Annotated in this window: 14 protein-coding genes; 6 read left to right on the plus strand and 8 right to left on the minus strand. The window is 70.8% G+C overall.

Going from position 1 to position 20,761, the window contains the following annotated elements; genetic code table 11:
• Positions 1-27: 27 nt before the first annotated feature.
• The 3 genes from pbpC to JGU66_19060 all read right to left on the minus strand — a co-directional run bounded on the left by pbpC (position 28) and on the right by JGU66_19060 (position 9,770).
• Positions 28-2,340 carry a penicillin-binding protein 1C gene (gene pbpC / locus JGU66_19050; GenBank protein ID MBJ6762866.1) on the minus strand — a complete coding sequence of 771 codons (2,313 nt, stop codon included), beginning with the start codon at positions 2,338-2,340 and terminating at the stop codon, positions 28-30.
• Positions 2,337-8,255, minus strand: coding sequence for an alpha-2-macroglobulin family protein (locus JGU66_19055; GenBank protein MBJ6762867.1), 5,919 nt, complete (start codon positions 8,253-8,255; stop codon positions 2,337-2,339). Before JGU66_19055 ends, pbpC begins: the two co-directional genes overlap by 4 nt.
• A gap of 186 nt (positions 8,256-8,441) precedes the next feature.
• Positions 8,442-9,770, minus strand: coding sequence for a protein kinase (locus JGU66_19060; protein MBJ6762868.1), 1,329 nt, complete (start codon positions 9,768-9,770; stop codon positions 8,442-8,444).
• A 225-nt stretch (positions 9,771-9,995) separates the two neighbouring features.
• On the opposite strand from JGU66_19060, the gene JGU66_19065 reads away from it, so the two are divergent.
• Positions 9,996-10,424 (plus strand): hypothetical protein, encoded by a 429-nt coding sequence (locus JGU66_19065; GenBank protein ID MBJ6762869.1) that lies wholly within the window; start codon positions 9,996-9,998, stop codon positions 10,422-10,424.
• Positions 10,425-10,439: 15 nt separating this feature from the next.
• On the opposite strand, the gene JGU66_19070 is transcribed toward JGU66_19065, so the two are convergent.
• On the minus strand, positions 10,440-11,660 hold the full coding sequence (locus tag JGU66_19070; GenBank protein ID MBJ6762870.1) for an SMI1/KNR4 family protein: 1,221 nt from the start codon (positions 11,658-11,660) through the stop codon (positions 10,440-10,442).
• A 175-nt stretch (positions 11,661-11,835) separates the two neighbouring features.
• Here JGU66_19070 and JGU66_19075 point away from each other — a divergent pair, with 175 nt between their 5' ends.
• From JGU66_19075 to JGU66_19090, 4 genes are all read left to right on the plus strand, one after another.
• Positions 11,836-12,246: an MGMT family protein gene (locus JGU66_19075; protein MBJ6762871.1), complete on the plus strand. Its 411-nt coding sequence runs from the start codon at positions 11,836-11,838 to the stop codon at positions 12,244-12,246.
• Positions 12,247-12,339: 93 nt separating this feature from the next.
• Positions 12,340-14,568: a DUF4139 domain-containing protein gene (locus JGU66_19080; protein ID MBJ6762872.1), complete on the plus strand. Its 2,229-nt coding sequence runs from the start codon at positions 12,340-12,342 to the stop codon at positions 14,566-14,568.
• Positions 14,568-16,124 (plus strand): DUF4139 domain-containing protein, encoded by a 1,557-nt coding sequence (locus JGU66_19085; protein ID MBJ6762873.1) that lies wholly within the window; start codon positions 14,568-14,570, stop codon positions 16,122-16,124. The genes JGU66_19080 and JGU66_19085 overlap by 1 nt, the downstream gene beginning before the upstream one ends.
• Before the next feature lie 18 nt (positions 16,125-16,142).
• Entirely contained in the window at positions 16,143-16,754 is a 612-nt protein-coding gene (locus tag JGU66_19090) for a hypothetical protein (protein MBJ6762874.1), read from the plus strand.
• 6 nt (positions 16,755-16,760) lie between these two features.
• Here the strand turns inward: JGU66_19090 and JGU66_19095 are convergent, their stop codons facing one another.
• The 3 genes from JGU66_19095 to def form a co-directional block, all read right to left on the minus strand.
• A complete protein-coding gene (locus JGU66_19095; protein MBJ6762875.1) occupies positions 16,761-17,156 on the minus strand; it encodes a hypothetical protein in 396 nt (131 codons plus the stop codon).
• 149 nt (positions 17,157-17,305) lie between these two features.
• Positions 17,306-18,373: an NADH:flavin oxidoreductase/NADH oxidase gene (locus tag JGU66_19100; protein MBJ6762876.1), complete on the minus strand. Its 1,068-nt coding sequence runs from the start codon at positions 18,371-18,373 to the stop codon at positions 17,306-17,308.
• Between the two features lie 9 nt (positions 18,374-18,382).
• A complete protein-coding gene (gene def / locus JGU66_19105; protein ID MBJ6762877.1) occupies positions 18,383-18,994 on the minus strand; it encodes a peptide deformylase in 612 nt (203 codons plus the stop codon).
• Between the two features lie 38 nt (positions 18,995-19,032).
• Between def and JGU66_19110 the strand changes: the two genes are divergently transcribed.
• Positions 19,033-19,536, plus strand: coding sequence for a hypothetical protein (locus tag JGU66_19110; GenBank protein MBJ6762878.1), 504 nt, complete (start codon positions 19,033-19,035; stop codon positions 19,534-19,536).
• Between the two features lie 7 nt (positions 19,537-19,543).
• On the opposite strand, the gene JGU66_19115 is transcribed toward JGU66_19110, so the two are convergent.
• Positions 19,544-20,671, minus strand: coding sequence for a fatty acid desaturase (locus JGU66_19115; GenBank protein MBJ6762879.1), 1,128 nt, complete (start codon positions 20,669-20,671; stop codon positions 19,544-19,546).
• Between the last annotated feature and the right edge of the window lie 90 nt (positions 20,672-20,761).

The raw sequence follows: 20,761 nt of genomic DNA on the forward strand, positions 1-20,761 counted from the left end.
GTCCACCCGCCAACATCTGCCGCGACGTCAGGGCACCAGGCGCACCCGCAGTGCGCGCGCGTCCGAGCGCCCTCGGTCATCCACGGCCCGGACGACATAGGTCCCCGGCTTGGCAACCCAGTGCAGGGGCTCACCGCGCGGCGCGGTTCCCACGAGCTGCTCGTCCACGAACCAGAACACCTGCCGCACGTCCGCGTCCGTCACCGCGGCCAGCGGCACCGTCTGCGGCGCGGTGGCGGAGGCGCGCACGTCATAGTCCACGCCTTGCTCGGGCGTGGTGATCTGCGGCGCCACGCCTTCGGCCGAGGCGTGCGCCATGCCGCAGGACTCGGACTCGGGCGGGGGCACGCGGCGAGGGATGCCCGCGCGCTGGAAGAGCCGCAGGAGATCCGACGACCAGAACTCATACACCTCCGCGCGGGCCGAGGGCCCCGGACCACACGCGCGCTTTCCCGTGCGCGAGTCCACCCAGATCTCCCGATGCACGTCGCACGCTTGAATGGGCGAAGTGCCGGGGATGAACCACGTGCTCACCTGCCGCTGACAGTGCGGCCCGGGGATGCCACCGGACAGCGCGCACACCGACACGCGGCTGACTCCCGCGGGCGGAGTCCAGCGCACACGGTGCATGTCGGGGTCCTTCGCGCGCAGCGAGTCCACCATCTCGAACAGGAGCGGCGCCGCGGCCCACTGACCGACGAAGGCGGGATTGGGGCGCCCGTTGAAGTTGCCCACCCAGACCGCGATGACGTACGGCCCCGCCACGCCCACCGACCACGCGTCGCGGTAGCCCATCGATGTGCCCGTCTTCCAGGCCACGGGGACGGCATCGCGAGCCCACTCGGACTGGTACGTCTGCGCGGGCCGCTTCGCGCCCTTGAGCGCCTCCAGCACCAGGAAGCTGGCCTCGGCGCTGAGCATCCGCACGCCTTCGGGTCGCGGGCTGTCCGCCTCCAGGCGCAGCGGTCGCAGCACGCCACCGTTCGCGAGCATGGCGTACAGCTCCACCAGCTCCGTCATCGTCACCTCGGCCGAGCCCAGCGCGAGGGACAGGCCATAGAACTCCTCGCTGCGCAGCCCCGTGATGCCCGCCTGCCGCAAGAAGCCGTACAGCGAGGGGGCTCGCAGGCGCGAAGCGAGCGCGACCGCCGGCACGTTGCGGCTGCGCGTCAGCGCCTCCTCCGCGGGCAGCGGCCCCGCGAAGCTGCCGTCGAAGTTCTCCGGGCCGTAGCCCGCGAAGCCCGTGGGCGTGTCCTTCAACATCGTGCGCGGGTGGATGAGGCCCTGATCAAACGCGAGCCCGTAGATGAACGGCTTGAGCGCCGAGCCCGGAGAGCGCTTGGCCTCCGTGCCGTTCACCTGTCCCTCGATGTCCTTGTCGAAGAAGTCCCCCGAGCCCACCGCGGCGCGGACCTCCAGCGTGCGCCAGTCCACCAGCATCGCCGCGGCGTTGCGGATGCCCACCGCCTTGCGCCGCTCGATGTACTGGCGCACGTGCCGCTCGAGCTGACGCTGGAGGGACAAGTCCAACGTCGTCATCACGCCCGAGCCCACCGGCAACGTGCGCAGCGTGGCCTGCACGAAGTGCGGCGCGAGGAAGGGCAGCTCCCCGGGCGCGCGCACGCTCAGCGGCGCGGACAACGCGGTCCGGCGCTCCGAGTCCCCCGGGTGTGTCTCCAGCCACCGGTCGAACAGCCGGAGCCGCGCGGCCGTGAGCGCGCCCTCGTCTCGCGTGGGGTCTCTGCGCGCGGGACTCTGCGGGATGACCGAGAGCGTGAGCGACTCCGCGAGGGACAGCTTCTCCACGCCCTTGCCGAAGTACACGAGGCTCGCCGCGCCCACGCCCTCCACGTTGCGGCCGTAGGGCGCGAGGTTGAGATACGCCTCCAGGATGTCGTCCTTGGACCAGGTGCACTCGAGCTGCAGCGCCCGAACCATCTGCCAGACCTTCCCTCGGGGCGTGCGCGAGTCGATGCCGTAGCGGATGCGCGCCAACTGCATCGTGAGCGTGGAGCCACCCACGCGCCGCCCGCGAAGAATCCACGTGCGCCAGATGGCCCGCCCCACCGCGACGGGGTTCACGCCGAGGTGCTGTCGGAAGTGCTGATCCTCGTGGAGCAGCGTGGCCTCCACGAGGGCCGGCGGGATGCTCGCCAGGGGCACCCACAGCCGGTACTTCTCATCCGGTGACAGCGTGAGGCGAAGGAGCCGGCCCTGACGGTCCATGACCGCCTGGGAGAATCCCAGCCCCTCCCGCAGAGGAGGCCGAGGCATGACGGCCCACAGCACCGCCAGCCCCACCACCCCCCCTGCAACCCCACGCCACCACCGCTTCTTCACGGCGCGACCACCGACACCTGTTCGCCCACCGAGCGCGCGCGAACCCCGCGGTCATACATGCCCTCGGCGAACGCCGGCGGCATGACGAACTTGCCGGAGTTCGTGGCCTTCACCCGGTACACGTACTCGCTCACCGTCGGGCCCACCGAGCCGTAGAGGACGACCCGGTCCTCGCGAACGTCCACGTACTCCGGACGCCAGCTCGACTTGTCGCTGCCCACCGGAGGGACGAAGCCCGTCGACGTCGGCGCCGGCTCGAAGGCCTCCGGCTCCTCGTTGGACTCCCCTTCCTCGGACGCTCCCTCTTGCTCGGACGAATCCGCGTCTCCCTCGCCTTCCGACGCGTGCGACTCGGAATCTTCCGACGCGGACGCGACGGGGTTGCGCTCCAGCACCACCTCGAAGCCACCGGGCAGAAGGTCCGTGATGGCGACGTGAGAGACGTCCCCATCGAGGGCCCGCAGCTTCACGTGGACCTCCAGCTCCTCACCCAGCTTCGCCTCGTGGGTGACCTTGCCATCCAGCGTCTGCAGCTCGCGCTGCACCTCCAGCCGCTGCTGGATGGCCTTCGTGGGCGTCTCCAGGTCGTAGCCCGCCTGCGTCACCTGGACGAACAGCGGCGTGCTCGCGGGGGACTCCACGCGGACCTGCGCGGCGTCCGACGAGAAGGCCACGCGGGGGAAGAGCCCCTCGGGCACCGTCAGCGGACGCAGTTTGCCGGCCACCTGCTCCAGCATCGCCACGCCGCTCGCGGACGGCGTGCCCTGCGCCCCCAGCGCGGTCGCGTATGCGTCCAGCCCCAGGATGGCGTACGAAGACGACAGCGTGTTGAAGCGCTCCTCGCTGATGGGGCGAGCCATCGCCGCGAGCTGCTCACCCGACACCTGAGAGATCCGCTCAGGGAAGTGACGCGACAGCAGGTAGAGGACCTGCGAGTCGTAGACGAGCCCGTCGTACAGCGCGGAGTAGTCCGCCGCCTGCACTTGCCCCAGCTTCACCGAGCCCAATGCCTGCTCGGCCTGCCGCTCCTGCTTCAGGAGCTTGTACGTCGCGGAGAGGTACGCGGCCGTGAGGTCCTTCGGCCACTCCTTCAGCTTCGAGTCCAGGCGCTCCCGCAGGGCATTCACCTGGGGGGTGGGCACCTTCCCGTTGCGAGCGAGGATGTACTGCGCATACGCCACGGCGCGCGCCTCCGCGAGCGTCGACGGCGTACGAGCCGCCACGTTGCCCAGCCACGTCATGCCGCGGTTGAAGAGGTCCGTGGGCACCGCGAAGCCGCGCTCCCGCGCGTCGGTGAGGAAGTGCATCGCGTACACGCTGGTCAGCGTGGGCGCGTACGAGTTGGCCGCCCAGAGGCCGAAGGCGCCCTCCTCGTTCTGCCGGCCACGCAGCGTGTGCAGCGCGGTGTCGAAGTTGGACGCGATGGTCTGCGGAGCCATCCCGAACTCACGCCGACCCTTGAGCACCACCGCCGGGAAGGCGCGGCTGACGAGTTGCTCGGTGCAGCCATAGGGATACTTGTCCAGGTACGCCGTGAGGCCCCGAGCCAGGCCCAGCGGCAGCGGCGAGGCGCTCACCTCCAGCGTGCGGTAGGCGTCGTGGAGCTTGCGGCTCACCGCCAGGTCCTGCTTACCGCCTGAGAGCTGCGCGCTCGACACCGTGGTGAGGAAGGGCACCGCGGGCCGCACGCTCAGGTCCACCGCGCTGCGCACGCGCTCGCGTCCCAGCGACGCGGTGAACGCGAGCGTCGCGGAGCCCAGCGGCCCCTTCGCGCGCACTCGGAAGGTGGTGCTGGCCTCGCGTCCCTCGTCGATCTTCAGCGGACGTTTGGCCGCATCCACCACCTCCAGATGGTCGGACGGCTTGAGCTCCAGCGTCACCTCCGCGCCCTTGCCCGAGCCCTCCACGCTGTTAGCCACCGCCACGCCCACGGAGAACTCATCCCCGGGCGCGACGAAGGTGGGCACGTTGGGCGTGATGACGAAGGGCCCGCGAATCGTGGCGCGCTTGGACATGGCGCCCACGGCCTCGGGGGCCACGGCCACCGCCATCACCCGCAGCTCTCCGTTGAAGGAGTCCGGCACCGCGTAGACGAGCTCGCGCTCCGTCGAGTCGATGTCCACCACGCCGGACCAATAGGCCACGGGCTTGTCCCGCTTGCGCTTGAACGGGTTCAGGTTCTTGCCGATGGCGTCCATGCCCTCCGCGTCACCGCCCATCGCGGAGACCGCCTTCGCCACGGAGAACTCGGGCAGCAACAGGTCGAGGATCTGCGAGGTGCGCACCTCCAGCGCCCGCTTCTTGAAGAAGTGCGCGAGCGGATCCGGCGTCCCATAGTTCGCGACCTGGAGGATGCCCTCGTCCACCGCGTAGAGGACCGCCTTGCCCTTGTGATTGCCGCGGTACTTGATGCGATACGGCTCGCCGGGCCGCGCCTTGTCCGGGCTCTCCACCTGGATGTCGAACACGCGGTTCGCGCGGCTCACGGAGAACGCCGCCACGCCGTAGCTCAACGGGCTCATGAAGATCTCCTGCGAGTCCATGGCGCGCACGAACGCGACGTTCACGTACGCGTTGCCCTCGATGCCGGCCGGGAGCTGGATGGTCTGCACGGAGCTGGTCGCGTCCGTCTTGAACCACTTCCAGGCGTAGACGCGGTCGCGCTCGATGGTGATGAGGCCCGCACCGGTGTACGGGGCCTTGATGTTGAGCTGGATCTCCTCGCCCGCCGCGTAGTCCGGGCGGTTGAGCTTCACCTCCAGCTCGGCGTTCTTCTCCAGCGCGCGCGTGAGGTTGCCGTGGCCGGCGACGCTGTACTCCACGCGGCTCAGCTCCAGGTCCTCCGTGTTCTTCACCACCACCACGAAGTCACCCGGCTGATCGGTGGGCAGCGAGAACTTGAGCCCCGCCTCGCTCAGGTGCAGGTCCGTGGTGCGCACCACCGAGTCGCGGCGCGCGGACTGGTACTGGTACGTGCCATTGGACTGCTGCGTGAGCACCGAGACCCAGCGCTGCTCGACGAGCTGCGCCTTGAGGCCCTTCACCGCCAGCTTCTTCAGCGAGGGGTCCACCGCGATGAAGTCCACCGTCCGGTCCGAGCCCTGGCTCAGGAAGCGCAGGTTCCCATCCGGCTTGAAGCCCACCAGGTACGGCAGCGGCGACACGAGCACCGACGCCTCGGACGACACGCCCCGCCCGCCCTCCGCCTCGTAGCCCTCGGCCAGGAACGACAGGCGCCACGTCGCCTTGGCGTACTTCTCCAGCCCCAGGTCCACCTCCGCCTCGCCCTCGTCGTTGGTGGTGGTGTCCGCCAGGCGCTCGTTGAACTGCTCCTTCGCCTGGAGCGGATCCCGGAACTGGTAGCCGGGAAACGCGCGGAAGCTGGGGTACGTGGGGCTCAGCACCAGCTCCGAGGCGACGCGACGGCCCGCGGCCGCGATGCCGAAGAGGTTCTTCAGCGTCACGCGGCCCTTGAGGTCCTTGGGCGACACCCAGCCCTCGGCGCGCTCGGCGCTGAAGCGCGTGGTGATGCGCATGCGGTCCGGGAGGAACTCCTCCACGCGCACGTACGTGCTCCCCAGCAGGCTGCCACGGTGGTGATCCTTCACCACGTAGAGGTTCACCTGGTAGTTGCCCGTGGGCGACGTCTCCTCGGTCGAGTAGTCGAGCGTGTCGAGGCCCGCGGCGGACACCACGACCTTCTGCTTGTGCACCTCCAGGCCGCGCGGATCGAGCACCTCCACCTCGAGCGGCACGCCCACCGGAGGGCTGTTCCAGTCCGAGGACTTCACCATCATCCCGACGTGGAACGTGTCACCCGGGCGATACAGCCCTCGGTCCGAGAACATGAACGCGGTGAGGCGATCCGGCGTGCCATTGCTCACGAGCCCGCCGATGTCGAAGCGGCTGAAGTTGAGCTGTCGGTCCCCACGGTCATAGGGCAGGAAGGCGAAGTCATCCCCCTTGCGCGCCAGGTACACCGTGGGCTGCTGCTCGCGCACGAAGTCATTCAAGGAAGGCAGCGCGGCGTGGCCTTGCGCGTCCGTGGTGCCGTTCGCCACGGCGATGCCGTTGCGGCCCAGCACGCTGACCGTGACCCCCTCCACAGGAGCGCCCGCGTCCAGGCCCTGCACGAACACGTCATGCGAGCCATCCGCGTTGTCCTTCACCACCAGGCCCAGGTTCGTCACCAGCACCAGACGGTTGTCCTGCTTGCCCATGGCGCGCTTCGCCTCGGGGTCCCAGCTCTCCACGCGGAAGAAGAAGAGGCCACGGCGCGAGGACGAATCGTTCGCCACGCTCAGGTAGGGCGCCAGGTCGAACGCCGCGTACTGCGCCTTGCCTCGGCCCACGCCCTCCAGCGGACGCACCTCCGAGAAGCGCTCGGTCACGTTGTCCTCGCCAAAGGCATAGTTCGAGAACATCGGGTGGGCGAACTGGCCGTAGGACTGGCTCACCAGGTGGTTGATCTGCCCGGGCAGCACGCGGCCGACCTCGAAGCGCAGGGCCGGCACGTCGCGCGCGAGCACCGTCAGCTTCTTCTCCCCCGCGAGGCTGAGCAGCGCGCCCTCGTGCAGGATGCTCACCTCCTGCGGGAACACCGGGACGCGAATCACCGTGTTGAAGTCCTCGGCCAGCACGTAGCCGCCCGCGGACCGGGTCCCCTTCTTCACGCGCACGTACAGGTAGCGCCCCACGTCCGCCTGCACGCGGAAGCTGTGCAGCGTGGCCTGCTCCCGGTCCGTGGGCACCGGATCCAACTTGAGCAGCGCGTCGGGCGTCAGCCACTCCTGCCCGATGAGGCTGGGGCTGCTCCACGCGTAGTTGCGCACGGCCTTCTGCCCGTCCTTGGCTGGGAGGTCCTTCGGCAGCACCCACACGGAGAGGCTCTTGCGCAGCTCCGGCTCGGTGACGCCCGTGGTGAGGTTGAGCACCATCACCTGCTCGGGCTCGAAGCGCTCGTTGCGCACCAGCGCCACGCTGGCGTCGTTCACGTGGAAGTACGTGAACATGCCGGGGACGGACACATCCTGTGTCTGCACCTCGGTCATCGCGGGTCCACCGCGGGCCGCGCGCACGCCCACGTCCATCGTCAGCGCCAGGACGGTGGTGTTCTCAGGGATGGGCATGGGCTCCGAGTGCACGTAGGCCTGCCCCTTCAGCTTGTCGTACGTCACCTGGAAGGGAACACCGGAGCTGCCCCAGCCGAGGAGCCCGCGCTTCTGGTCCTTCGGACGCAGCGACAGGTTGCGCACCAGCGTGGCCGGATCCACCGGATGGCTGAACGTGAGCGTCGCCACCACGTGCTTGTCGGCCGGGTTGCGCGGGTCCTCATAGAAGCGCAGCTCGGAGATGGACGCGGTGAACGGCGCGGACGCGAAGCCCGTCTCGTAGGTCTCCAGCCGCACGTGCTCGGGGAAGAGCGTCTTGTCGAGCACGACCTTGTAGGCCTGTCCGACGGCCCAATCCGACGAGGGCGTGAAGGTGAGGATTTGATCGTTCGCCCAGCGCCACTCACCGGGCATCTCGGGCGTCATGCGGATGCCCGCCGTGACGACCTTGCCCACCTGCTCCAGCCGCGCGACCGAGCCGCCGAACTGGATGGAGATGGCGGCCGGCTGCGCGCGCTCCTCGATGGGCGTGGGCGACGGGCTGGTGCACGACACCGAGTAGGTCACCGGCTTGGGCCGGTTCTGGTACCACGTGTAGCCCGCGTTGCCCGCGACGAGCAGCGCCACCAGCACCCCGAGCCCGAGCACCAGGCGCTTGGGATTGCGCCGCAACCACCCCGCGCCCGCCACCACGCGGCGGCCCAGGCCCGCGGCCCAAGGAGGTGGGTTCCAGCTCAGCTCGCCCACCAGGCGGGCGAGACGTCGTGGCCGGCGAGGCGCGGGTTCTGATTCGTTCGAGGACATGGGGTGGGATCCAACGCGGGGGTACGGGTCCGCGAGAAGAGCAAGCGAGAGGCCAGCCTCACGGTCAGGGTCCAAGGCTCGGGAGGCCGCCCGATGCCGGAGGGATGTGGCCAGTCAGCCACGGGCGCGTGCGCTCCGGGCCGCGAGTTCCCCCCTCCTCGCGTGGTCTTCCAGCCGCTCGCGAGCCTACCGCGAGCCCGAGCCGGGCTGCCAGGGCGTGCGGAAGTGGCGATGCCCGCCCGCCTCGTCCGCGGGGATGGGCGCTACGGGCCGGCCCCCATGCGGGGGCGCGACCACGGGAGGCGGAGGGGGAGGCGGATCCGCGCGAAGCGTGAGCACGAGGTAGCCCGTCGCCGCCACGCCCACGCCCACCGCCATGGCGGCCCCGAGGAGGATCCACCGCAGCGCACTCCGCCGAAGAGCAGGCGCAGCCTCCAGGGTCGCCACGGCCGGCGCGGCATGGAGCACCACGACAGGCTCGGTGGCGAGGGGCGCGATCGGCTCGACCGGGAGCACCACGGCTTGCGCGGTGAGGGGTGGCGCGACGGGCGCGGGGTGAAGCGCGACGACCGGCTCAGTAGGGGTGACCGGCGCGGGGTGAAGCGCGACGACCGACTCGGCGGGGAACGTCACGGGCGGCGGAGCGCGCAGCGAGCGCAGGCGGTCCAGCGCGGTGGCGGCCGAGCCGAAGCGCTCCGAGCGGCGCGGCGCGACCAACGTGTGAAGGAACGACCGCAGCGCCGGTGACACCCGGACGTCGGCGTCGAACGCGAGCGTCAGGCGATCATCGAGGAGGTCCGCTGGCGAGCGTCCGCTCAGCGCATGGATGAGCGTAGCCCCCAGCGCGTAGAGGTCGCTGGACGGCTCCACGGTGCCCCCCAGCTGCTCGGGTGGCATGTACCCGAAGGTGCCCACCAACGTGGAGCCATGGGTCACCTCGCGGGCGAGGTGCCGCGCCGAGCCGAAGTCCACCAGCGCCACGCGGCCCCCGGGCCGCAGGATGAGGTTGGCGGGCTTCACGTCACGGTGCAGCAGCGCGGGCCTGCGCTGGTGCAGCGAGTCGAGCGTCTCCAGCACCTGCTCCGCGAGACTCCAGGCCTCGTCCTCGCGCAACGGCTCGCGTTCGAGGCGCTGAAGCAGCGACTCTCCCTCCAGGTACTCCTGCGCCAGATAGAGCCGCGTCCCCACCCCGCTCCCCTCCTGGAAGCTGGCGAGGAACCGAGGGATGTCCGGGTGCGACAGCGAGCGCAGCACGGCCGCTTCCCGCTCGAAGGCGTCCAGTTGCTCGGGGCCAGGGACCAGCGCGAACAGCAGCTCCTTGAGGGCAACGCGCCGGCCCGAGGCATCCACCGCCAGGTACACGCGGCCATGCGGCGACTGCGAGAGGACGCGCTCGACACAATAGCCCCCCGGGGCATCGGCCGCGCCGCAGTGCCCGCACCGAGGCGTCTCGCGCACCGCGCCGCAGGCCACGCAGGGCCGCGCCGCCTCCTGCTCCACCGCAGGTCCCCCCATGCTTCGCTGGCGCTCCACGCATGCCTCCACTCGAAGAATCCACTGTAACGAGTCTTCGCGCGGGGATGCGAACGCCAGGCCAGGGCGCGCCCAGGACGTGAGCGCAGGACCTCCGCTGGGCACAGAACACGGGACAGGCGCTCGGGTCGCGTGGAACGCGCGGGCCGCGCCACGGGATCCTCCCCCACCCTCGCGCGTCAGCGCCCTTCCCCCGGAGTCCCATCGATGAACCCCCGTCCCCTCGCCGTCGTCGTCGCGGTGTCGTCGCTCGCGCTGCTGCAATCCCACGCCACCAGCACGGAGTCGACGAGCCGCTCCCCCGCGCAGAAGGCAGACTATGAGATGACCGTGGACGCGCGTCAGACACCGCGGAGCATCAGCGGCACGCTCACCGGCGCGGCGCTGCGCTACGACGGCTGGCCCAGCGTGAACGGCACGGTGAACTTCGGCTTCAACTGGGGCGCCATCCACGCGGGCTCGCACGTCTATGTGTCCGCCAGCGAGGTCGACAACGCAGGCAACCGCTTCAATGGCGCCGCGACCTACACGGTGCAGAACATCGTGGTGAAGGAAGGGCGCGTGGAGTTCCGGGTGAAGATCGACTGGGGCTCGCCCATCCGCATCTCCACCGACATCCTCACCGTGGACCCCTGAGTCGCCGCGAGGCCCTCAGTCCTGCACGCGCGCGCGCTCCACCAGCGCCTCCAACGTCTCCACGCACGGCTCCTCGCGGACCAGCCCCTCGTCGGCCACGAAGGAGATGACCTCGCCGTCCTGGACCTCCAGGTACGCGAGCACCCCGTCCGCCTTCGACTCGGCCCAGAAGAGTCGCGGGCCCTCGGGCGGCGGGAGCTGCTCCGCGGCGCGCATCGCGAGCGCGCGCTGCGGGGCCTCCGCCAACAACTCGGCGCTGCTCAGGAAGTGGTAGCGCCCCAGCCGCAGTCCATCCACGCCCGCCAGGAAGCGCCGCAACGCGGATGGCAGCGCCCAGCCCCAGCGAGCCTCGATGCTGGCGAGGTTCGCCTCGCTCGCGCCCTTGAAGGGCGTCCGCGTGCCCGAGGGGCGCAGCTTCGCGAGCATCTGCGTCCAGTCCTCGCGAGCCAGTGAGAACACCTGCACGGGGATGCCGGTGAACGGATTGATGACGTCCGTCACTTCAGCGCGCGGCGGCGCGAGCACCTCCGCGGGCCACTCCACCTCGCGGCGTCCGGCCAGCGCCACCCGCTCGTGGTGACGGAAGCGCGAGCGGAAGCGGCGATCCTCTCGCACCGTGTTGAAGTCCACGCCCTCCGGCTTCAGCAGCCCCGCGGTCTCCGCCAGATAGAGATCCAGCCCCGGGTACAGCACGGCCAGGAGCGGCTGATCATCGATGTCCGTGTAGAGCACCGGGTAGTCCCCGGCCGCGTCGGGCTCGGAGGTGAGCACGTAGACCCGCCGCGTGTCGGAGCCTCCCGGCAACAGGAACGCGTGCGACATCGTGGGCACCGCGAAGTACGGCGACCACGCCACGTCACGCGGGCCGGAGGACTCCGAGTCATCCAGCTCCGGAGGCGGTTGGCCGTCCATCTCGGGTGAGGGCTCGCCGTCATATTCGGCGCGGGCGATCTCCTGGAGCGAGCGCGGCGTCCAACGAAAGGTGGGCTCCAGCTCGAACCAACCCCAGTGCGCCAGGAAGCCCGCGTCGAAGGCGAGCCACGTCCGGAGCGAGGGCGGCAGGGGCGCGCCCTGGGGCAAGGTGAGCGACGCGAGCACGTCGGCAGGGAGCGGGCGGAACAGCGGAGCTTCGGGCCGGTAGCGGTCGAAGGTGTCGAGCGCCTTCCAGCCTCGGGCGCGAACGACCTCGATGACCTTTTCGACCCACTTCACGCTCTCCGTGCGCGGCTCGGCCATGGGCGGAAACCTACAACACGGCGCTTCGCCACCTCCAATGGAGACAGGCAAAGGAGCGCTGCTCCGCCGCTGTCGGTCCCAACACATCCGTCACGCGCGAACGCGGCATGCGCGCACACCTTGCTTGACTCACCCCGACCGAGCAGCCAATTAGGCGCCCCGCCACGGAGGCACCATGAGCACCCCGACCGCGCGCGACGAGCGCGACTATTACGAGCGCATCTACACGGTCTGCGAGCAGGTCCCTCGCGGGCAGGTGTCCACCTACGGCGACATCGCGACCATCGTCGGTGACGGCTGCGATGCGCGCATCGTGGGGCACGCCATGGCCGCGCTGGGTGCTCGCGCGGCGACCTGTCCCTGGCAGCGGATCATCAACCGCACGGGTGGCATCAGCACCTCGGGCTACGGCCAGAAAGAGCGACTCGAGGAAGAAGGCGTGGGCTTCGATGAGAAGGGCCACGTGCTCATGAGCGCGCACCAGTGGGCCGGCCCCACCGAGGAGTGGACCCGCGCGCGCGGCTTCCAACCGCTGCCGCCCAAGACGCCACAGGGCGGGCCGAGCACTCAGCTGTCGCTGTTCTGACCCACCCCTCCCCCTTCCGCGAACCGCCGAGGAGATGGCCTGTGTCGGGGCTCCTCGGATAGCGTGTCGTCGTCTTCGCGACGAGGGGGCTCGATGCCAGTTGTTCCGTCCGTCCTGGATGCGGTCACCGTTCACGCGGAGGGAGCGCTGTGCACCCGCCTCCTCTCCGTCCCCAGCGAGGGAGGCCAGTTCCCCGCGGAGGTGAGGGTCGAAGGACTGCCCCTGTCGCTGCGTGTCGGCTCGCTCCGAGCCCGCGTGGTGGAGGGCCCCCCGGGTCTCGTCGTGCGTGGCATCCAGCCGCTCTTCGACGTGCGGCTCCCCACCGAAGCGGATCTCCCCGCCGAGCGCCACGCACTGGAGCGCGCCGAGCGTGCGCGGACCGACGTGGGCGCCCGCCTGGAGCAGACGCGGCGCGACATCCAGGTGCTGATGGAGCTGAAGCCCACCGCGCTCCCGAACCGCAAGGGCGAGCCACCGCGCCAGACGCCCCTGACGGCGACGCTCGCGCTCGCGGAGTTCGTGGACACGGAGCTGACCGCGCTGAATCAGCGGCGGCTGGAGCTGGAGCGCGAGGAGCGCGACGCCCTGGCCGAGCTGGAGCTTCGCCGCGCGCGGATCCGCGAGCAGTCCGGCGCCGCGCGAGGCCAGCGCGCCCAGCTCTACCGCGCGGCGGTGCTGTCACTGGCGGGCCCGCTGACCTCGGAGGGCCCGGCCCGGATCGCGCTGGAGTACGCCGTCACGGGCGCGCGCTGGGTGCCCACGTATGACCTGCGGCTGCCGCGCTCGTTGCAGGACGGCACGCTGCGCATGCGCGCCTCGGTGCTCCAGCTCACGGGCGAGGACTGGAGCGGCGTGCGCCTGTCGGTCTCCACCGCGGACCTGGAGCGACGCGCGGAGGTGCCCGAGCTGAAGGCGCTGCGCATCGGCCGCAGCCAGCCGCCTCCGCCTCGCTCGGGGTGGCGCGAGCCGGCCGCGGGATTGGACGAGCTGTTCGCTGGCTATGACAGCGCCCCCCCACCCGTGAGCCCGCGAAAGCCGATGTCGCCTCCCGCGGCGCCCAGGAACATGCCGGACCTTCGGGTCGGCGGAAACGCGGCGCCGCGCGACGAGCCTTCAATGGCCTCCTCCTCCGGAGCCGTGGACGGCGCGATGCCCGTTCCACCGCCGCCCCCGCGTGCCCCGGCGCCCGCGGGAGCCAGGCCCTCCGCGGCGCGTCCCTCGGTTCCCGCAGCGTCCATTGCGCCGGCATCCGCACGCGGCGGTGGACTGATGCGCTCCCAGGAGAAGAGCAAGAAGCGCAGCGCCGAGCCCGCGCCCAAAGAGCTGCTCATGGATGAGGACGAGCCGAGCTTTGGCGGAGCGCCCGAGATGGCCTTCGACGAGGAGGGCGGCGCGCCCGCCCCGAGCCAGGACCTCGCGGAGCCTCGGGTGGAGGTCTCCGAGTCGCTGCTCGACTATCAGCAGCTCACGCTGATGTCGGCCGAGGTCCCGGGTGCACGCGGCCGCCTGCGCCCGCGCCCCGCGGACGCCTCGCGCGAGTTGCTCGCGCTCACGGCGGTCCGTGTCCAGGTCGACGTCGTCACCCTGCTCGCCACGCAGGAGCAGCGGGCACGCGGCATCCACAGCGTGCCGGCGCCCACGTGGACCGTCCCCCCGCGCGAGTCCGCGCAGCAGTTCGACGCGCGCTTCGACGTGGAGGCACGCGCGGAGGTGCCGTCGGACGGCGCGTGGCACACGGTGCCCCTGCTCGCGGTCCCCGTGGGGCTCGTGGCCGAGTACCTCTGCGTGCCCTCGGTGGAGCCCCGCGCGTTCCGCACCGTGCGCATCGAGAACCGGACCACCTACCCGCTCCTCGCCGGCCCGGTGGACGTGACGCTCGGCGAGGAGTTCCTGATGACGTCTCCCCTGCCCACCCTGGCGCCGGGCGCGACGCAGCGACTGGGCCTGGGCGTCGAAGAGGCCATCAAGGTCGCGCGCAACACCCGCTTCGACGAGGCCTCGGGCGGCATGTTCGGCGGCAACACGCTGCTCACGCATCAAGTCCTCGTCGACGTGGCCAATCGGCTCGGCCATCGGGTGACGCTGGAGGTGCAGGAGCGGCTGCCCGTCGTTCCTCCCTCGGAGAAGGACATCAAGGTCGAGGAGGCCGAGGTGGCGCCCGGCTGGCAGAAGCGCGCGTTGCTGCCCGGCGAGACGGTGGTGGAAGGAGAGCGGGCGTGGCGCGTGGCGCTCCAGCCCGGTGAGTCGCAGACGCTGAAGGCCACATGGACCATCAAGATTCCCGCCGCGAAGATGCTCGACGGCGGCAACCGGAGGACCTGATGCACGCGCCCCGCTCCCTGCCCGTGAGCAAGGTGACCTTGCTGGAGGACCGCGCGCTCGTGGAGCGCCGTGGCGAGGTCACCCTCTCTCCAGGCGCCCAGAAGCTCGTCATCGAGGGACTTCCTCGCGTGGCGGTGGACCGCTCGATTCAAGCCAGGCTGTCCGGTGGAGTCGTCGCCCAGGCCCGACTGCGACGGGTGACGCGGCCTCAACCTCCCGAGGCTGAACGGGTGCTGCGCACCGAGCTGGAGCGGCGCGTGGCCTCGCTGCGCGAGGAGCAGGCACGGCGCGCGGCGGACGTGCAGCGGCTCATCGTCAAGCAGGGCCTGCTACAGACCGCGCGCGCGGATGTGTACCGCGCCATCTCGGAGCAGACCGGCGTGGGCGATGCCCATCCCGTCACGTGGCGCGAGCAGCTGGGACTGGCCCGCGAGCAGCTCGACGCGGTGGAGGCGCAGCTCCGCGAGGCGCGGCGACGCGAAGAGGCCGCGACCCACGAACTCAGCGAGGCCCAGCGCGCGGCGGCGCAGGCGCTCCAGCCCGAGCCGAAGCTGGACACGCTGGCCGAGCTGGAGGTCAACCACCCCTCCGGTGGAGCCGCCACGTTGACACTCACCTATCTGGTGCCCTGCGCGGCCTGGCGCCCGGCCTACCGCGCCACGCTGCGCGCCACGGAGACCGGCGAGCAGGTGACGCTGGAGTGCGAGGCCGTGGTGTGGCAGCACACCGGAGAGGATTGGAAGGACGTGGCCCTCACGTTCTCCACCGCCCGCCCCACGCTCGGCGCGACGCCGCCTCGACTCACCGAGGATTGGATCTGGCTGCGCGACAAGTCCGAGCGCGAGAAGCGCGTCGTGGACGTGTCGGTCCGCGAGGAGGTCATCCAGACAACCGGCGAGGCGGGCCGCTCGCGACAGCCGGACTCACTGCCTGGCATGGACGACGGCGGCGAGGCGCTCACCCTGGCCGCGCCGCACCCGGCCCAGGTGCTCTCGAATGGCGAGCCGCACCGAGTCCCGCTGCTGCAGTTCACGGCGCCGGCCCGCTCGGAGCTGGTGGCCTGCCCGGAGCAGTCGCCCCTGGTGCACCGCGTGGCGCGCTTCGAGAACGTGGGACCCGCGGTCCTGCTCGCGGGCCCGGTGGACCTGGTGCGCTCCAGCGGCTACGTGGGGCGCGCGCAGCTGAAGTTCACCGGACGCAACGAGCACGTGAAGCTGGGCTTCGGCAGCGAGGACGCGCTGCGCATCGCCCGACGGGTGGAGGAGTCCGAGGAGACGCGGATGCTCACGAGTCGCCGCACGCGCACCCACAAGGTGAAGCTCTTTGTCTCCAACATGGGCTCGCGTCCGGAGTCCCTGGCCCTGGAGGAGCGCATCCCTGTGTCCGAGGTGGCCGCCGTGGAGGTCGCGCTGGTGAAGGACTCAGCGCAAACCCCGCCCACACGCGTGAGCGAGGAAGGCATCGTGCGCTTCGAGTTGAAGGCAGACCCTCGCTCGCAACAGACCCTGTCGTTCAGCTACACCGTGGCCAGCTCGGCCAAGGTCGCTGGACTCTAGACTCGCTTCGGAGAAGACATGCTGCTGTTCCCCTTGATGATGGTGCTCGCGCAGGCCCCCGTGATGGAGGACCTGCCTCGCGCGGGCCTGTTTGGCGCGGGATTCAACATGGAGCCCGTGTCCATCGGCCCCATGCAGGCCTTCACGCGGTACGGCAGCGTGCAGGGCGCCAGCCTGTCCACGGGCGTCCAGATTGACCTCGGCACGCGCTGGGCTCTGCGCATCCACCTGGAGGGCGCGGGCGCGGCGAGCACGGACGTGAACTTCGCGGAGTTCGGCCTGGCGCCGGGCATCCTGTACCGCTGGCGAGACACCGCGGATCAGCGCTGGGTGCCCTACGGGGGCGCGGGCCTCAAGTTCGGCGGCGTGGGCGCCAGCCGAGGCATCCTGGGCCTCGAGTCGGCGGCCGTCAGCGCGATGGACTTCGACTGGGACGACTTCGACGACAACAACTCGAACCCGGATGAGGAGACGCGGTTCGGCACGTTCCCCGAAGTCTTTGCAGGCGTGGAGTGGCACCCCAATCGCTGGTTCGCGCTCACCATTCACGGCTCGTACACGTACGCCCGGCTCGTCCACACCAACGTGCACATGTTCCAGGAGCGCGTGGGCGTCCGCTTCTCGCTGTAGCCTGACCTACGGCTTCGGAGCCGCGCTCTCTGGGGCGCGGCAATGGGGACAGCCGGTGTTGCCCTGCGGGCACTGCATCGTCTGACCGGTGTTCCCCCCGGTCGCCTCCTTCCCGGTAGGCTTCATCCCCTCACAGGCGGGGCGCTTGGCGGGTGGACCCGCGGGCGCGCAGAGCCCCACGCAGTCCGCGCCGCCGTGAGCGGGATCGCAGCTGTCGCTGGGATCATCCGCGCACTGATAGCCTTGAGGACACGGCGCGCCGGCGAATCCACCGCAGGTCTGCCCGCTCGACGAGGGCCGAGGCGCATCGGACGCCGCGAACCCTGACACCGGGAAGGCGAGCAGGCCCCACAGCAACAGGCCCGCGGTGAGGCCCTGATTGCGCCGTTTCGATGAGGACATGGAGCGCTCCCTCGAGGCCCGAGGCCCGGGCCATCAGTCGACACGTCAGGATGGAGCCCGGCGCCAGCGACGCGGAAGCTTCCCGGCCCACTCGGACAGCCAGAACGACCGGCGAGAGGCCAAGGCACGGAGCGAGCCCCGGCCTCGCCTCAGTCCTTGGCGCGCGCGTACTGCGGCGGCCACGCCACGTCTTCCTTCAACTGACGCGCGGCGCGCAGCGGCCAATACGGATCGCGCAGCAGCTCGCGCGCCAGGATGACGACATCCGCCTGCCCGGTCCGCAGCACGTGCTCGGCCTGCATCGCCGAGCGGATCATCCCCACCGCGCCCGTGAGGACACCCGCGTCGCGACGAACGCGTTCAGCCAACGGGGTCTGGTAGCCCGGCCCGACGGGAACCTTCACGCCCGGGATGAGGCCGCCCGAGGAACAGTCGACGAGGTCCACGCCCTCTGGCGCCAGCCTCTTCGCCAGCGCCACGGAGTCCTCCACCGTCCAGCCATTCTCCACCCAATCGGTCGCGGACAACCGGACGAAGACAGGCATCGACTCCGGCCAACGGCTCCGCACGGCGCGCACCACGTCCAGCAAGAGGCGTGTGCGGTTCTCGAAAGTCCCGCCGTAGCGATCCGCGCGCGCGTTGGTCCGAGGCGAGAGGAACTCATGCAGCAGATACCCGTGCGCGGCATGCACCTCGGCGACCTGGAAGCCCGCTTCCAGCGCCCGGCCCGCCGCGTCCGCGAACGCTTGCACCACGCGCGCGATGCCCGCCGCGTCGAGTGTCTCCGGCACGGGCGAGCCCGTATCGAAGGGCTCCCCCGACGCGCTCACGGGACGCCAGCCACCGGCTTCGGGAGGGACCGCGCCCTGCCCTTCCCACGGCGGCGCGGTGGAGGCCTTGCGCCCCGCGTGCGCGAGCTGCACGCCCACCGCGGCGCCCTGCGCGAGCATGAACGCGTTGATGCGCGCGAGCCGCTCCACCTGCGCGTCCTTCCACAGTCCCAGGTCCTTCGGAGAGATGCGCCCGATGGCCTCGACGGCGGTGGCCTCGGTGAGCACGAGCCCCGCGCCGCCCACCGCGCGACTGCCCAGGTGGACCTGGTGCCAGTCGTTCGCGAAGCCGTCCTCGCTGGAGTACTGGCACATGGGCGAGACGACGATGCGGTTGCGCAGCGTGAGGCCACGCAACGTGAGCGGCGTGAACAGGAAGCTGCTCATGCGGTTCTCCTAGCGCGCGGAGGGAGGCCGCTCGCCCAAGCGCAGCGCCGCGCGAACTTCAGCGGTCGTGCGGCCCGCCCAGTGCCGGCGGTGGTTCTCCTGCGTGGTGAGGCTGCGTGACTCCATCCGGTCCACGTAGAGCGTTCCGTCCAGGTGATCCAACTCGTGCTGGAGGATGCGGGCATACCAGCCCCGCGCCCACACCGTCACCGGCTCCCCCAGCTCGTTGAGCGCCTCCACCCGCACCCCTCGCGCCCGAGGAACCAGCGCCGCGAGGCCCGACACGCTCAGGCACCCCTCGTGGAACTCGACCGGCGAGGCATCCTCCACGAACAGTCGGGGGTTGGCGAGCACGTGGAAGCCCACGGGCGTGCGCTCGCGCGCGGACAGTTCAGCGGGGGACAGGCCTGCCTGGTACTCGGCCCGGTCCTCCACGACCACCAGCCGCACGCCCACGCCCACCTGAGGCGCGGCCAACCCCACGCCGGGCGCGTCGCGCATCGTGTCCCGCATCAGCGCGATGAGCCGCTGGACGTCCGGCCCGCGAATCTCCTCCACCGTCAGGTCGCGCGCCGGCTGCCGCAGCACCGGCTCCCCTGCCTGCACAATCTTGAGCACCATGGCGCCGAACCGTAGCAGGCGCGGTAGGCTGCGCGTCCATGGCTCGCCGCCGGAAGGCCGATGAGATGACCGCGCGCGTGCGCAACCTGCTCGCCATGGATGCCGCTGGCATCATGCGGCGGCTGGACGCGCGTCGCGATGAGATGTTCCTCCTCTTCTCGCGCTTGCGCAGCCGAGAGCCGCTTTTGGGCACCATCGCCTCGCGCTACGCGGACGGAGCATTTACCCAACTCGTCCACCTCACCGAGCAGGAGTCGGCGGTGGTGGATCACTTCTACTCGCGCCTGGACGAGCTGCGCTGGTACTTCACGTACACCGAGGACATGCCGGGCACCGCCCAGCTCACCTTCAACGCGCTCCACCGGCGGCTGGAGGAGAGCTACCGCGTGCTGCGGGCGACCCTGGGACCTCCGGCCCGTCCAGATGGCGTGCAGGTGGTGGACGGTCAGGCGGTGCGCCACGACGAGGACGCCGCGACGCCACCGCCCGCGGCCCTCGCGCGCGCAGCGCCGGCTCGCAAGCGCGGCGCCGCGGCGACCTGAGCGGACGTCATGCCGCCGTGATGTCCGCTCGCGCCAGGGGCGGCGCCATGCGACGCATGGAGCGCTGCCCCACGACCACCGCGACCATCTTCTTCGCGCGGGTCCAGACGCTCTCCTGCACATAGGGAATGCCGTACTTCTCGCAGAGGGCGCGCACCTTGGGCTGCACCTCGCGGTACTTGAGCATGGGCATGTCCGGCCAGAGGTGGTGCTCGATCTGGTAGTTCAGCCACAGGTGAGCGAAGTCGTTCAGGTCCCCGCCCGTCCGGTAGTTGGCGCTGCCGACCACCTGCTGCACGAAGCGCTCGCCCTTGTTCGCCGGAGACGAGTCGAAGCGGTACAGGTCCTCGCCCGTGTGATTCGGCCCCACCACCAGGAAGGTGTGCAGGTTGGTGAAGACGTCCGCGAGCACGGAGTTGCACAGCACGCTGAACGCGGCCCAAGGGCTCACCAGCAGGAACAGCGCCGGCAACAGCACGAAGTTCACGGCGGCATAGGGCAGATAGCAGCGCATGAACAACTCACGCAGCTCCGCGCCCGTGAGCGCGCCGCCTTCCCGCCGGCCCTTGCGGCGCAGCGAGCCCAGCGTCTCGGGAGCGTAGTAGCTGGCGCGCCACGTCAGGGCGAGCAGCGCGAGCTGCGTGTAGCGAAGCCACAGCGGTCGCTCCGCGTCGCGCAGCGTGCCCTCGGCGTTGCGCTCCAGCAGGTCCGGGTCGGCCTCTTCGCCCGTGAAGGAGTGGTGCAGGACGTTGTGCTCGTAGATCCACGCGTCCGGCAGCATCCAGTCGAGCCAGTCGACGTACCGCCGCAGTCCCCGCGCGAACCCCTTGCTCGTACGGGACGTGCCCACGCCGGGCACGCGGTCATAGCCTCGGTGCCCCACGTGGTGCATGAGCAGCCATCGCGTGGAGCGGCCCAATCCGAGCGCGAAGGCGCTGAGCGGATTGGGCATCACCCAGCAAGTGGCCAGCCCCACGAGCGTCGCCGCGCGACCCCAGCGCTCAATCTTCCGCAGGTGCGCCGCGTCCGGCTCGCCCAGGTTCGCCTCCATCTCCGCGCGCAGCGCCTTCACCTCACGGTGAAAGCCCTCCACGTCCACGGAGGTGAGATCGAAGGCGGGTGCGGCGCGAGACATGCGGGGACTCCTCGAGGCTGTGGGACGCGGGTGGCACGAGCCGCGCCCCACCTCCACCGGACGCGCTCGGTGCGCGCACGGTAGCCTCCC

This window comes from Myxococcaceae bacterium JPH2, assembly GCA_016458225.1.
Taxonomy (GTDB): domain Bacteria; phylum Myxococcota; class Myxococcia; order Myxococcales; family Myxococcaceae; genus Citreicoccus.